Genomic DNA, 13574 nt, shown 5'->3' with positions numbered 1-13574 from the left:
TTCTGACGTAAATCCTTAAGCTTAAAGGACTATAAGTCAACAAAAAGTACAAAAACGGACAAAAAACAATACTAAAAAATACGGTTAAACCGTAAAATATGTGTTGTTTATCGATATAAAATATCGCTTCATCTAAAACATTACAAATCGTTTTTTTTCATAAGTGTTTGATTGTAAATTTGCTACAGATCAAGTAATAACTTCATTAAGCCCCAAAAATTATGAAAACTATTATTCTTACGATTATCATTTTATTTTCTTTCTCTAATGTAAATGCTCAAGAAACGACTTTTACAGAAACTACTAAAGAGGAATCTAATAATGTTAAGAATACTAAGATTGATTTTTATGAAACTTTGATCGCTGTTAATAATTTTGACATTAAAATCAAAAAAACCAAAACAGTTACTACAACTACTGCAACCAAAACTGACTTTTATAAAGAATTGATGATCAAGAATGGATTTACTATAGACAGTAAAGAAAGTACTAGATTAGCAAGTAATGATAAAAAAGAAAAAGACAGCATAATTACTGATACCACACAAATTACTGGATTATTGCCATAATTTTTAACATAAATATGTTATAAACACCGCTTTTTTCTTGCTTGGAATAGCGGTGTTTTTTTATGCTCACTTTTAAAAAATAACAAAACCATCAATACTTAATAGAATATTTTTGATAATTTTATAAATCAATCGATTCTAATAGTATGCAAATCCACGAAACTGCCTTTGTAGTATCTACATATAGATCACAGCATGAAGATGTTAGTAAAGATATATATGCTAAACTTTGGAACAATCCTTCTACCGATAATTTGATTCCTGAAATTCTAGAAAATGTTTCTGTACATGAAGCAATTATGCATAGTCTTAGGAATAGATTTTTTTATGAAAGCATGAAATATTTTTTCGATAGTAATAAAGATGGAACTTTGATTAATTTTGGATCTGGTTTTAGTATGTATCAATTCTTGATGGATGATAATGTTTCAACTATTGAGATTGATAAAAAAGATATTATTGATTATAAAAAGGAAAAAATAGATCAATGGATTCAGGAAGAGAAGTTACCCAATCGTGATATACTATACGTATCATTAGATTTTAACACTCTTTCGGAAGAAGAAATCGTAAAGTCGTTAAAACCGCTTATAAAAAAAGCGCCTGTTTTTATATTATTAGAAGGAGTATTATTCTTTTTGGATCAACAAACAACGAAAAAATTATTCAAGGTTTTCAAAGGCTTACAACAACCAGGTGATATAGTAGGAAGTGTATCGTATCTTCCTGAAATAGAAAACACCAAAGTTTACAAGAGACTACTTCATTATTTTGATAGTAATAATGATACAAACGATTCTTTTTCTCATCAAACCATACCCAATTCATATTATCAAAACATAGATGGATACGCCTTAAAAGAGCATGTTGATGAATATAGTCTAGCAAAAACGTATGCTTCAGAATTTGACATCAATGATAAAAATGAAATTCTTAATGAACACATGTACCTTCTAGAAAGAGATTAATTTTGACTTATTAATGCTCCACAAATTCCTAATCCAACTACAAGATAGACCCCTGCAAGAATAAAAAAGACTTTTCCTGCTTTGCGGTTTTTAGTTCTAAAAAGAATTAGTCCTATAAGTGCTAAAAATATAGGAGGACCTAACAATACTAATAATATCAAATAAATCAACCCATCGAGATTTCCCACTTCTAATAAAATTGAATTTACAATCATACCGTTTCTTTTCTTAATTGTTCCAGATATTCTTTTTTATCATCTCTATAAAAAAGATTCATAGTCTCAAAAGGGATAATTTTATAATCCTTATTCACTATATGAACACACGATTTTTTAATAGCCCTTACATCAAAATTATACGCATCAATGAATTGCATGATAATAATTCTAAATAAATTATCATACCCTAGATCTGGTGCATCAATCTCTGGCAAACAACACATAATAGATTTAAGATTCTCTGAGGCTACATCTACAGAATTCCCTGTGCTAAACAATTCTAACATTTTACCGTGCAATTCGGTATCTTGTTCATAAACAATAGTATTCTTACCATTATCTAATAAATCAGCAGGATTAATATAGCGAGTTAAAGGAATAATACCATCTTCGTTCTTTAATGCATATCCCATTACCAAAGCATCTGGATTGCATGGTACAGGAATCAAATCATCAGATTCAAAAACAGGAAATTGTTCCAGTATTTTTCTACGAACTTCTGTTAACGTAATTCTATTTTCTTGTGTATCAAAATCTTCTAATCGACCAGCAATTTGCGTAGGCTGGAGCGTTACTCCTCTTACACATTTCTGCTTAGTAGCAAAAGTGATAATTTCTCCTATCTCTTCATCATTCAATCCTTTTTCTAAGGTAACTACTAGCGTGGTAGAGAGATTAAACTGGTTTAAGTTTTCGATTGCGCTCTTTCTTACCTTAGTAAGATCTTCTCCTCTCAATTTTTCTAAAACCTCTGCTTTTAATGAATCAAATTGCAAGTAGATTTCAAAATCCGGCATATATCCTGCTAATCGTTCCACAAATTTTAGATCCTTAGCAATTCTGACTCCATTTGTATTCACCATTAGATGCCGAATGGGTAATTGTTTTGCATAATCAAGTATCTCAAAAAATTGAGGATGTATTGTTGGCTCACCACCACTAATCTGAACCACATCGGGTTCTTTCTCATTTTCGACAATAGTGTCCAACATTTTCTTTATTTCATCCAGTGTTCTATGTCTGCCATAATGAGGTGATGAAGATGCATAACACGTAGGACAGGTCAAGTTACATCTATCCGTAACTTCGATAATAGATAAACAGGAATGCTGTTCATGATCAGGACATAATCCACAATCATATGGACATCCATAATCGGTAGCCATGTTGAATTTATAAGGAAATTCTGAAGGTTTGTTATAATTCCTGATATTCTTATAATATTCGATATCATCAGCTATCAACACTTTTGATCTGCCGTGTTCTGGACATCGTTTTAGCATAAAAACCTTGTCATCTTCAAAAACAATTTTAGCGTCAATTCTTTTAAGACAGGTAGGACATAAACTTAATGTAAAATCGTAGTACGTATAATTTCTAGTTGGCATAAAAGAATTTTCGGATAGTTTTTTGGTAGTAAATCAAGCATAAGATACATAAATACTGAATACTACTAAGTCCTAAAACGAAAAAAGTATTTGGTTTTAAAAACTCTATCAAAAAACGAAACAAAAAATAAGAAATCATAAAATACCTAAAAAGCAAACCAGATGCTGAATAGAGTTTACTTTGATATCGTTTTAAAACAACCCATAATAGTATTAGAAATATCAATTCGAAAAGTGCGATTGGATATCTTAATAAACCATCTCCCAAATCCATTCCTAAAAAAGAAGATGTCTCTTTTCCATAAGTAAACTCTTTGATTCCAGCCAAAAAACAACCTACTCTTCCTATAATAATTCCAAGTATAATAGGAAATGTAAATAAGTCACCAGACGATTTTTTTTCTCCAATTATTTTCTTGGCTAACTCAACCCCAAGCAAGCCTCCAAAAAGACCACCCATGATAGTTTTAGCACTTAGCAGCTGTACTAGATATTCTAGGTTAAATGATAAAAAGGAGGGATTTTCTAAAAAACCAATAATCCTGGATCCCAAAAATGCTCCGAATACTGCTCCTATAATTATTGACAACCTATTAGAAGAAGATATTGAGTCTGTCGTATTCTTTTTTAAAACTAGATAATACCGAAACCCAACAAAAAAAGCAGCATATTCTAAAACCAAATGGATATTCACTTTAATACCAAAAACTACAGGCTCAAAAGGAATATCCATTTATTAGTGTTTTTATTAAAAAAATTGACATCAAGAGATATACATCTAACTTACTCTAAAACAATTTTTTTGGTAATTGATGGATGATTTCCTTCCATTTTAAGTATATATACACCTCTTGATAAAGCATCATCAAATTTAAGTATTTGGGAGTTATTCCCGACATAAAAATCAGGTTCTGAAACTTTTTTACCATTGAGGTTATATAACATAAAAGTCGTATTACTAAAGTCAAAATTGGTGCTTTTAATAATTACCGTATTGTTAATTACTGGATTAGGAAAAAACAATGTATCGGCGTGAGTTCCATCGATATCATCAATAGACAATATCATAAAATCAGGTAAATCAAAAGGATGCTGAAAACCCATAACATCCAGTGGAATCGTATACAAATTCTTTTCTGCAGTAATAAAAAGTGTTTTTTTATCTACTCCTCCAAATGTGCAATTAGTTGTTTTTTCAGGTACACTTATAACCCGAGTCCGATTTCCATCTTTATCAAACACCTGTACTCCTTCTGTACTCGTTACATATAAGTTCCCCTCTACATCAGTAGCCATACCATCAGCACCTGTATTTGTTCCGTTATTAGCAGGAATTATGAGCTTTCCAAAAACTCTTTGATTAACTAGACTTCCATCTTCCTGTACATCATATGCTCTTATCTCGTCACTGAATGTATCATTGATATAAAGTATATTTCCATCATTAGAAAGTAGAATTCCGTTTGGCTTTTGCATATCATCAATAAGTCGAGTAGTTACTCCTTCTGAATTTAAATAATACACACTATTGTTAGGCTGAAATTCTGTACTCCCAAAAGTTGGATCCGTAAAATATATCCCACCTCTAGCATCTATACAAAGATCATTAGGGCTATTAAAACGAACATTGTCATATTCTGAAACAATAGTATTTATGATATCTCCATTAATACTACGCTCGGTAATTCTACCGGCACTCCCTTCACAAACAACAAGATTCTTATCTGCATTAAACATCAATCCATTTCCTCGATTAGAGTTTGTAGTAATAGCAGAAAATGTATTTTGAACTACAGAGTATTTTACAATTGTATTATTCGGAATATCTGTGAAGTAAATAAATTCTTCTCCATCCCAAACTGGGCCTTCTATAAACTGAAAAGATTCTCCAACACTTATGTTGGTCACCTGTGCTTTAAGAGTTGTACTAACAAAAAAAATAGCTAATAAAAAGTAAATAGATATTATTTTTCTCATGAATCCTTAAGTTAAGTTGGTTACTACTCAAACTATAACTATATAAAGCTTCTATTATTACTTATGAACAAAAAAACATCCGATCAAAGCTTCATAAGTTTTCAATCTAAAAAAAGATAATAAGAAAAGTATTTTTCGACTTATTTTAAAAATTGAAATAGAGCTAATCCCAAATCTTAATTTTAAGCTAAAAGTCAGAAGAGGCTTTTCGAGAAAGCATAAAACAATACGATATAATTGTCTTTTAGGATATCATTTATTTCATAACTTTAGCCATAACGTGATATCTTGGATCATCAATATCATGCTCTATAACACTAGCTAATCTAGGAGAAGCTTTAATCATCAACGCCTGACATTCTTCGCTCAGGTGTTTTACACGAACTTTTTTACCAGCTTCTTCATATTTACCAACAAGATTAAAAATAGCTTCTAGCGCAGAATGATCGCTTACACGCGATTCCATAAAATCAATTTCTACATTCTCAGGATCATTAGCCACATCAAATTTAGCATTAAAAGCTTGTATACTTCCGAAGAACAAAGGCCCCCAGATTTCATATACTTTCGTACCATCTTCTTTAATATGTTTTCTTGCGCGGATTTTCTTAGCGTTTTCCCAGGCAAAAGCCAGTGCTGACATAATTACTCCTGCAATTACCGCTACTGCCAAATCAAAAAATACAGTTAGTAAAGAAACCGAAATCAAAACAATAGCATCCGTTAAAGGAATTTTATTCAATATTCTAAAACTAGACCAGGCAAACGTACCAATCACTACCATAAACATCACTCCGACCAATGCGGCAATAGGAACTTGCTCGATTAATCCGGATGCAAACAATATAAACATCAATAATGTCACCGCAGCTACAATCCCAGATAAACGCGTACGTCCACCACCTTTGATATTAATAATGGATTGCCCAATCATTGCACAACCTCCCATTCCACCAAAAAGACCTGTCACAATATTTGCACCTCCTTGGGCTAGACATTCTCTATTAGAGTTTCCACGCGTCTCTGTTAATTCATCTATTAGATTTAATGTCATTAATGATTCTATCAAACCAATTGCAGCTAGAATTATCGCATAAGGTCCTATAAAATACAATGTCTCCCAATTCATTGGCACTTTATTAAAAATATCGAATTGAAATTGCGGCAAACCACCTTTAAGACCTTCTCCTCCACCATCTCTAATAAAACTACCTACAGTAGCCGCATCCAATTTACCGAGAATTACTATTGCAGAAACTATCAAAATAGCAATTAACGCTTCTGGCAACTTTGCCGTAGCTTTAATTTTAGGTAAGCCCCACATTATCAACATGGTTAACAACACAAACCCAAGCATAATCCATATAGAACCATTTGTTGTCAAACTAGTAAAAAACTCACTAAACCAAGTACCCATATCTCCCCAAAAGGAAACATCTTCAGACACCATATCCGGAAACATACCTAACTGAGAAAGAAAAATTACAATCGCTAAACCGTTAACAAATCCCATCATCACTGGATGTGGTATCAAACGCACGAACTTACCAAGCTTAAAAACACCTGCTAGCATTTGGATAACACCCATTAAGATTACTGTTGCAAAGAGATAATACAATCCTAATTGTTCTCCCTCTGCCCCCATTGCATTTCCTTCTGCCACAAGACTTACCATTACTACTGCCAATGCACCAGTTGCTCCAGAAATCATACCTGGACGTCCTCCGAAAATAGAAGTGATCAATCCAATCATAAATGCTGCATATAATCCAACCAAAGGATCTACTCCTGCAACAAAAGCAAAAGCCACCGCTTCAGGAACTAAAGCCAAAGCAACAGTTAAACCAGATAAAATATCATTTTTGGCATTTGCCACTCTTTTTCTTACAAACTCAGTCATAATCAGTCTATTTTGAGGCTGCAAAAATACAGTTATTTTATGGCCTGACAAGTAAATTCAATTGCTATTCTACACATCATACAAACTAAAACGTTATAGGAGTTTTAAAAATCATAAAACTTAGTATATTTAGCCCTTACACATATCACCTATGCGAATTACACTTCTCACTATCAGCTTACTAATGATTTTTTCCTGCAATATTTCGGAAAAAAAATCTACTGAAAATATAGATTTCACCACTATTTTCGAAAAAAGTAACGGCACTGAAACACCAACGTATACAGAAGTGATTACTTATTATAAAAATCTTTCTGAAGCATATCCAGAAATCAATATTCAAGAAATTGGCTTGACTGATAGTGGCAATCCTTTACATATAATTACTCTTAACCCTGATAAAGAGTTTGATTTTGAAAAAATTCGTAAAACCAAACGTATTCTACTAATCAATAATGGAATTCATCCTGGAGAAAGCGATGGTATTGACGCAACAATGCTACTTTTTAGAGATATTGCTAAAGGAACTATTGAAGCGCCAAAAAACACGGTCATAACAGCTATTCCTGTCTACAACATTGGCGGTGCATTAAATCGTAATACAGGTACTCGAACTAATCAAAATGGCCCTAAAGCATATGGTTTCAGAGGAAATGCTCGTAATTATGATCTGAATCGCGATTTTATAAAAAATGACACAAAAAATGCTCAAACCTTTGCTAAGATTTTTCATTTAGTACAACCTGATGTTTTTATTGACAATCACGTAAGTAATGGAGCTGATTATCAATATACGTTAACCCATTTGTTTACACAACATAATAAATTAAATGGTAAACTTGGTGATTATCTAAATACCGAAATGCATCCACAACTCGAAGCATCTCTAACTAATAAAAATTGGGATATTACACCTTATGTAAATGTTTGGGGAACTACTCCCGATAAAGGCTGGACGCAGTTTATGGATTCTCCTAGATATTCTACTGGATATACAACTTTATGGAATACTTTAGGAATGATGGTTGAAACTCATATGCTAAAACCTTACAAGCCAAGAGTAGAAGGTACCTATGAACTAATGAAGTCCATGATCGACATTACAGAAAAAGATGGTAAAAAAATTAGATCACTTCGCGAGCAGACTTTTATTGATTTACCAAAACAGAAAACATATTCGGTAAACTGGAAAGTAGATACAACCAAAGTCACTAAATTCAATTTTAAAGGATATGAAGGCGAGTATATAGATAGCGAAATTACAGGAGCGAAACGATTAAAGTATGATCAAAACAAACCATATACTAGAGAAATTCGATATCGAAACTACTTCTCTCCTACTTCCCAAATAACAATTCCCGCTTCTTATATAATCCCCAAAGGCTGGTGGAATATAATAGAGAAATTAGATCTAAATAAAATAACATACAAAACCTTAGAAAAAGATTCGACTATATCCGTAGAAGTATATCACATTAATGATTACAAAAGCCGAAAAACGCCTTATGAAGGTCACTATTTACATTATGCAACAACCGTTAATAAGAACGTTGAAGAAATAGTTTTTAAAAAAGGAGATTTAATCATTCCTACGAATCAAAAAGGATTTAGATATTTAGTAGAGACATTGGAGCCAGAAGCTCCTGATTCATTTTTTAATTGGAATTTCTTCGACACTATTCTACAACAAAAAGAAGGGTTTTCTCCATATGTTTGGGAGGATAAAGCGTTGGAACTCTTAAAAAATGACCGAAATCTGGAACAAAAGTTCGAAGAAAAGAAAAAAGATACTGCTTTTGCCAAAAACTGGTATAAGCAATTGGATTGGATTCATAAGCAATCTAACAACTATGAGAAAGCACATATGAGGTATCCTGTTTACAGGATTCTGAAGTAAATACAACTACAATACTTTTCTTGGTTTAATAAATGCTGCTTCTAAAATCAATCTACAGGCTTTAGAGAAATTTGGACTTCTGTTTTCACCTTTATATCCAGGAGAGTGTAATTTATATTTTATACTATTAAAAGAATTACCATACTCAATCTCACAGTGGTAACCATCACGAAAAGCCATTCCAATATTTTCATAAATCTTCGAAGAATCGATACTAGTAATTGCTTTAACTATATTTTCATACTCCTCAACCGTCAATTCGTAAGTATTCCTAGTAATCATATCCTTTGGAGCTTTCTTCATTAATTTGATAGAATCTTCTTTGGTTTGAGAAGCTTCAAGAGTACTTCTTCATTTTTCGGTTTCTGCACGGTAATATTGTCCTCTGCCATCTGTAAAGACACTAATTTTGCAATAGCGCCCTGTTCGTTCTATTACAATCTCTATTCTACTATATCCCGGTCCTGAAAAATAACCTGAATCGGAAATTTTTTGGCCTGCTCGCTGTGCTGGCATACCCTGAGTAGTAAGAACAATAAACAGAAAGAAAAGTATTTTTATAATTAACCTCATTATTTTTAAATGTTAAATGACAAAAATTCTTTTTTCTGATATATTATGGTCTGAAATATTCAAAAGAACAACCTATTTAATTTTTCAGAGCTTTAGAAAGATTTTCCAGCTCATTGAAAACGTCTTCATATTTCACAAAAAAAGATGCTTCTTCTTCATCATTTTCATCATTATATCGTATCATATCGCCTCTTACTAATTCCGAACCATAATCTTTTACATTTCGTCTAAATACATGTTTCAATCTTCCCACCACACCAGTTTCTATATTAGTAACAAAAATGTTATCAAATACGTCAGGGGCTCCAGAAAATTGAACAATTAGATACCTATCTATTAACACAACCTGTATGATGGAATCCCATCTTAATTTTTCAGGACTTCCTGTTAAACCGATATCATTTACAAGAACCCATTTTTGTAGCCCTTCTTTTTCCACAAATATCCCGTGAGAAGTTTTATATACTTTATAGGTATCAGTATTGGCTACTAACTCTGGCGAAGGTTTATTGTACAATAAACATCTACCACAATATCTCAAAAATGCTTTTCCACGATCTCCTAGGGATAACGAATCTTCTTCATTCTGAAATATATCCAGTTCATCTCCTTCTAGAATAAGACTATAATTCTCTTCAGGTATTTTAATTTTTTTAGTACTCCAATGAATTTTAGGGTGAATGATTAAATTAAAATATTCATTTTGTGAAAGCTTTTGGTTTGAAGAATACCCATTAATAATCCATTGAAGTGAAGGGTCTGGATTTTTTTTAATCACAGGAAACAATCTCTTTTGGATAACCGATAAGAAGGGTTGATTTTCTGGCTTATTCAATATTGATGGCACCAAATACACTGATTTCATCTGGCAATAACAACTGTAGTCGCTAAATTCATAGACTTCAGCAGTTTTACCATTCACAATTTTAACATCAGTTCCACCAAATGTACTTCCGCTTTCATAAAAAGAATATAACGTATCCAAGACCTTATCCTTATTGAAATCTTCAATTACTGGAGGATATTCCTTATGCGACTGAGCATACATACTGCCAACCAATAAAAGGAATATTATTAAATATGATTTCACTATAAGTTTATTAAATAGTATATACTAAATGTAAATTGCATTCTAAGACAAATAATCGTGTGAAAAAAGCTTTTTTATATTCGCATAAGAATTCGTTAATGCTTTTTTTGCTTTTTTCCTATTTTTCCATTTCACCTTGGTAATTCCTTCATTTTTCTGAGGCACCAATTCGCCATCAAACTCTGTAATCATTTCAAACCAGTAGGTAACTTTTAATCGAAATTCTCCATTTCTCTTAAAAACGTGAAACGTTTTATATAAAAACTTGGTGATTTCTAACCCTGTAACTCCAGTCTCCTCCTCTACCTCGCGGATTGCGGCAGTTTCTAAATGCTCCTTTTTCTCTACTTTACCTTTTGGTAAATCCCATTTACCATTACGCTTAATAAATAAAATTTCTTTATCAGCATTATACACCTTTCCTCCTCCTGCGACCACAACTGGTAATTTAGCATACAAATGCTCTAAAAGTTTATCCTCAATTTTATGATAGAAATGATATTTTGCTTCTACACCTTCATCTTCTTTTCGCAAAATATTTCTGATAATTTTAGGAAATTCTACTTCTTTGATATGAATTGTTTCATAATCTTCAATTCCCTTTTTTGTAGATAGAATAATAGGCGTATTATTCACAAAAACTTTATACATTTGCAACTATGATTTTTGATAAAAATACAGCAAAAAAAACTGCTGAACTATTATTGCAAATTAATGCAATTAAATTACAACCGCAAGAACCTTTTACTTGGGCTTCAGGATGGAAATCTCCAATCTATTGTGATAATCGTGTTACCCTCTCATATCCAGTTATTCGTAACTTTTTAAGAGAGAACCTCGCTAAATTTATCGAAGAAAAATATGGCAAACCCGATGTAATAGCTGGTGTAGCTACTGGTGCGATTGGCATCGGAATGCTTGTAGCTGAGCAACTAAACCTACCATTTATTTATGTTCGGCCAGAAGCAAAAAAACACGGAAGAAAAAACCAAATAGAAGGAATTGTACCTTCTGGAAAAAATGTAGTTGTAGTAGAAGATCTTATAAGCACTGGAAAAAGCAGTCTTAATGCAGTTAAAGCTTTGAATGAAGCTAATGCAAATGTAAAAGGGATGGTCGCAATTTTTAATTACGGTTTTGATATTGCTTCAAAAAACTTTGAAGAAGCGGCATTATCTTTGCACACTTTAAGTAATTATGAAAATCTTCTGGAACAAGCATTAGACACTAATTATATTACAGAAGAGCAACAAAAAACGCTACAAAACTGGAGAATTAATCCAGCAGAGTGGAATCAATAAATTTTTAATCTCAATGAACTTAGAAAGCCCTACAGTTACTGTAGAAAAAACTCAACAAGAAGTATTTGATTTTTTAACAAAGGTTGAAAACTTCGAACAATTAATGCCAGAAAGCAAACAAAAATTCGAAAAACTAAGCGACTCAAGATTTCTTTTCCAACTAAAAGGAATGCCAGAAATCGTTTTAGAACAAAAAGGAAGTACTGAGTACTCAACTGTTGTTCTTGGCGCTGCTAGCGAAAAATTACCTTTTACACTTACTGCAAATATCGTAGATACTGAAAGTGGAAAAAGTACAACTCAACTTGTTTTTGAAGGTCAGTTTAACGCAATGATGGGTATGATGATCAAGAACCCAATCCAGAATTTCATTAATACGCTAAGTGAAAATATTAGTAAACTATAAATTGAGTATGTGAGTAAAATATTAATTTAAACTTTAATAATTTAATTCTTTTCCTCATTAAGCCATTAACAAAATTAATCTCTCATTGCTTAATAAAGTAGCCTTACTTCTTTCAAATCAAAACTTTTTACGATTTCATCTTCTAAAAGTATCTGAAGTTTACCGAAAGTAGTAATGTCTTGAATAATACCAACGAAAGAATTACCCTTTGCATCTAAAAATGTAGAGGGTTTGTTTTTTCTAAAAAGTAATAATTCATATTCTTTCTTAAGAATTGTAAATACAGAAGTATTAAGCACAGAAAAACGGTATTCTAACTTTGTTAACAATAAAGACAGTATTTCATCTAAGTTAAAACTCTTTCCTAAAATTTTCCTGATAGACGCTGCACGCGGAAGATTTTCAAAATTTTGTTGATTTACATTTATTCCAACACCAACAATAGCACCTCTTAATCTGCCATTATTAACAACATTCTCTATTAATATACCACAAATTTTGAACCTGTCTGACAGAATGTCGTTTGGCCATTTTATGGATAATTTGGGGAGCATTAAAGAATACAAAACATCATATACAGCGAGAGAAACTGTGATAGAAATATAAAACTGATCCATCACATCGAGTTCATCAACAGGCATAAACACACTACACGTAAGGTTTTCTCCAGGGTTGCTTTGCCAAGTTGTACCAATTTGCCCTTTACCCTTTAGTTGTTCTCTTGCAATAACACAAACAGGTTTAACCAAATTTTTCTCGCGATTCATATCCCGAAGAAAAGTATTTGTAGAGTCAATGGCATCAACTTTGATTATATCCATAAATAACGATGTGAAAGTTTTTACAAATGTCCACAAATACGGACATTAAAACCATAAAAAGTAATAACTTTACACAAATTAAAAAAATGCATGACTAAAAAAGAAATCGGTACTGATCAATTAATAACTCAAATTATTAAAGGTATTGAAGAAGTAAAGGGTAATGACATTAGTATATTAGATTTAAGAGAAATCGAAAATACGGTTTGTAGTTATTTTGTTATTTGTAACGGAACTTCTAATACTCAAGTAAATGCCATTGTTAACTCCATCCAAAAAACAGTAAGCAAATCACTTAAAGACAAGCCTTGGCATGTAGAAGGAAGCGAAAATGCAGAATGGGTATTGATTGATTATGTAAATGTAGTTGTACATGTTTTCCAAAAACACATCAGAGAATTTTATGACATTGAAGGATTATGGGGAGACGCGAAAACAACAACTATTGAAACAAACTATTAAAAAA

General features: G+C 32.0%; 16 protein-coding genes. 6 read left to right on the top strand and 10 right to left on the bottom strand.

Going from position 1 to position 13574, the window contains the following annotated elements; translation table 11 throughout:
* Positions 1–221: 221 nt before the first annotated feature.
* Together D1818_RS20830 and D1818_RS20825 are read left to right on the top strand one after the other, a co-directional pair.
* Positions 222–569 (top strand): hypothetical protein, encoded by a 348-nt coding sequence (locus D1818_RS20830; RefSeq protein WP_118461432.1) that lies wholly within the window; start codon positions 222–224, stop codon positions 567–569.
* 146 nt (positions 570–715) lie between these two features.
* The gene (locus D1818_RS20825; protein WP_118461430.1) at positions 716–1537 is read left to right on the top strand and encodes a class I SAM-dependent methyltransferase; all 822 of its coding nucleotides are present in this window, start codon (positions 716–718) and stop codon (positions 1535–1537) included.
* Here D1818_RS20825 and D1818_RS20820 read toward each other — a convergent pair.
* The 5 genes from D1818_RS20820 to D1818_RS20800 all read right to left on the bottom strand — a co-directional run bounded on the left by D1818_RS20820 (position 1534) and on the right by D1818_RS20800 (position 7020).
* Positions 1534–1752 (bottom strand): hypothetical protein, encoded by a 219-nt coding sequence (locus tag D1818_RS20820; protein ID WP_118461428.1) that lies wholly within the window; start codon positions 1750–1752, stop codon positions 1534–1536. The two genes, D1818_RS20825 and D1818_RS20820, sit on opposite strands and share 4 nt — an antisense overlap.
* On the bottom strand, positions 1749–3143 hold the full coding sequence (locus D1818_RS20815; RefSeq protein ID WP_118461426.1) for a radical SAM protein: 1395 nt from the start codon (positions 3141–3143) through the stop codon (positions 1749–1751). The genes D1818_RS20820 and D1818_RS20815 overlap by 4 nt, the downstream gene beginning before the upstream one ends.
* Positions 3133–3876 (bottom strand): prolipoprotein diacylglyceryl transferase family protein, encoded by a 744-nt coding sequence (locus D1818_RS20810; RefSeq protein ID WP_118461423.1) that lies wholly within the window; start codon positions 3874–3876, stop codon positions 3133–3135. The genes D1818_RS20815 and D1818_RS20810 overlap by 11 nt, the downstream gene beginning before the upstream one ends.
* 50 nt (positions 3877–3926) lie before the next feature.
* Entirely contained in the window at positions 3927–5120 is a 1194-nt protein-coding gene (locus D1818_RS20805; protein WP_118461421.1) for an SMP-30/gluconolactonase/LRE family protein, read from the bottom strand.
* A 256-nt stretch (positions 5121–5376) separates the two neighbouring features.
* Entirely contained in the window at positions 5377–7020 is a 1644-nt protein-coding gene (locus D1818_RS20800; RefSeq protein WP_118461419.1) for a SulP family inorganic anion transporter, read from the bottom strand.
* 151 nt (positions 7021–7171) lie between these two features.
* On the opposite strand from D1818_RS20800, the gene D1818_RS20795 reads away from it, so the two are divergent.
* The gene (locus D1818_RS20795; RefSeq protein WP_118461417.1) at positions 7172–8917 is read left to right on the top strand and encodes a M14 family metallopeptidase; all 1746 of its coding nucleotides are present in this window, start codon (positions 7172–7174) and stop codon (positions 8915–8917) included.
* Positions 8918–8923: 6 nt separating this feature from the next.
* On the opposite strand, the gene D1818_RS20790 is transcribed toward D1818_RS20795, so the two are convergent.
* The 4 genes from D1818_RS20790 to D1818_RS20775 form a co-directional block, all read right to left on the bottom strand.
* Positions 8924–9220 (bottom strand): hypothetical protein, encoded by a 297-nt coding sequence (locus tag D1818_RS20790; protein WP_118461415.1) that lies wholly within the window; start codon positions 9218–9220, stop codon positions 8924–8926.
* A gap of 48 nt (positions 9221–9268) precedes the next feature.
* Positions 9269–9490 (bottom strand): hypothetical protein, encoded by a 222-nt coding sequence (locus tag D1818_RS20785; protein WP_118461413.1) that lies wholly within the window; start codon positions 9488–9490, stop codon positions 9269–9271.
* A 76-nt stretch (positions 9491–9566) separates the two neighbouring features.
* Positions 9567–10580 (bottom strand): hypothetical protein, encoded by a 1014-nt coding sequence (locus D1818_RS20780; RefSeq protein WP_147406143.1) that lies wholly within the window; start codon positions 10578–10580, stop codon positions 9567–9569.
* A gap of 42 nt (positions 10581–10622) precedes the next feature.
* Positions 10623–11231, bottom strand: coding sequence for an NUDIX hydrolase (locus D1818_RS20775; RefSeq protein ID WP_118461409.1), 609 nt, complete (start codon positions 11229–11231; stop codon positions 10623–10625).
* Between the two features lie 8 nt (positions 11232–11239).
* Between D1818_RS20775 and pyrE the strand changes: the two genes are divergently transcribed.
* Complete coding sequence (gene pyrE, locus D1818_RS20770; RefSeq protein WP_118461407.1) at positions 11240–11881, top strand: orotate phosphoribosyltransferase; 642 nt, start codon at positions 11240–11242, stop codon at positions 11879–11881.
* A gap of 13 nt (positions 11882–11894) precedes the next feature.
* Complete coding sequence (locus D1818_RS20765) at positions 11895–12287, top strand: SRPBCC family protein (RefSeq protein WP_118461405.1); 393 nt, start codon at positions 11895–11897, stop codon at positions 12285–12287.
* A gap of 89 nt (positions 12288–12376) precedes the next feature.
* Here the strand turns inward: D1818_RS20765 and D1818_RS20760 are convergent, their stop codons facing one another.
* Positions 12377–13108 carry a biotin--[acetyl-CoA-carboxylase] ligase gene (locus D1818_RS20760; RefSeq protein WP_118461403.1) on the bottom strand — a complete coding sequence of 244 codons (732 nt, stop codon included), beginning with the start codon at positions 13106–13108 and terminating at the stop codon, positions 12377–12379.
* A gap of 90 nt (positions 13109–13198) precedes the next feature.
* Here D1818_RS20760 and rsfS point away from each other — a divergent pair, with 90 nt between their 5' ends.
* On the top strand, positions 13199–13570 hold the full coding sequence (gene rsfS, locus D1818_RS20755) for a ribosome silencing factor (protein ID WP_118461401.1): 372 nt from the start codon (positions 13199–13201) through the stop codon (positions 13568–13570).
* Positions 13571–13574: the final 4 nt, after the last annotated feature.

The organism is Aquimarina sp. BL5, assembly GCF_003443675.1.
Classification (GTDB): domain Bacteria; phylum Bacteroidota; class Bacteroidia; order Flavobacteriales; family Flavobacteriaceae; genus Aquimarina.
This window is presented reverse-complemented; position numbering and strand designations above follow the sequence as displayed.

Coding starts and splice junctions, on each gene's coding strand:
- D1818_RS20775 (WP_118461409.1), bottom strand. CDS start 11,231: ATGTATAAAGTTTTTGTGAATAATACGCCTATTATTCTATCTACAAAA.
- D1818_RS20815 (WP_118461426.1), bottom strand. CDS start 3,143: ATGCCAACTAGAAATTATACGTACTACGATTTTACATTAAGTTTATGT.
- D1818_RS20820 (WP_118461428.1), bottom strand. CDS start 1,752: ATGATTGTAAATTCAATTTTATTAGAAGTGGGAAATCTCGATGGGTTG.
- D1818_RS20785 (WP_118461413.1), bottom strand. CDS start 9,490: ATGAGGTTAATTATAAAAATACTTTTCTTTCTGTTTATTGTTCTTACT.
- D1818_RS20810 (WP_118461423.1), bottom strand. CDS start 3,876: ATGGATATTCCTTTTGAGCCTGTAGTTTTTGGTATTAAAGTGAATATC.
- D1818_RS20765 (WP_118461405.1), top strand. CDS start 11,895: ATGAACTTAGAAAGCCCTACAGTTACTGTAGAAAAAACTCAACAAGAA.
- D1818_RS20830 (WP_118461432.1), top strand. CDS start 222: ATGAAAACTATTATTCTTACGATTATCATTTTATTTTCTTTCTCTAAT.
- D1818_RS20805 (WP_118461421.1), bottom strand. CDS start 5,120: ATGAGAAAAATAATATCTATTTACTTTTTATTAGCTATTTTTTTTGTT.
- pyrE (WP_118461407.1), top strand. CDS start 11,240: ATGATTTTTGATAAAAATACAGCAAAAAAAACTGCTGAACTATTATTG.
- D1818_RS20795 (WP_118461417.1), top strand. CDS start 7,172: ATGCGAATTACACTTCTCACTATCAGCTTACTAATGATTTTTTCCTGC.
- D1818_RS20790 (WP_118461415.1), bottom strand. CDS start 9,220: ATGAAGAAAGCTCCAAAGGATATGATTACTAGGAATACTTACGAATTG.
- D1818_RS20825 (WP_118461430.1), top strand. CDS start 716: ATGCAAATCCACGAAACTGCCTTTGTAGTATCTACATATAGATCACAG.
- D1818_RS20760 (WP_118461403.1), bottom strand. CDS start 13,108: ATGGATATAATCAAAGTTGATGCCATTGACTCTACAAATACTTTTCTT.
- rsfS (WP_118461401.1), top strand. CDS start 13,199: ATGACTAAAAAAGAAATCGGTACTGATCAATTAATAACTCAAATTATT.
- D1818_RS20800 (WP_118461419.1), bottom strand. CDS start 7,020: ATGACTGAGTTTGTAAGAAAAAGAGTGGCAAATGCCAAAAATGATATT.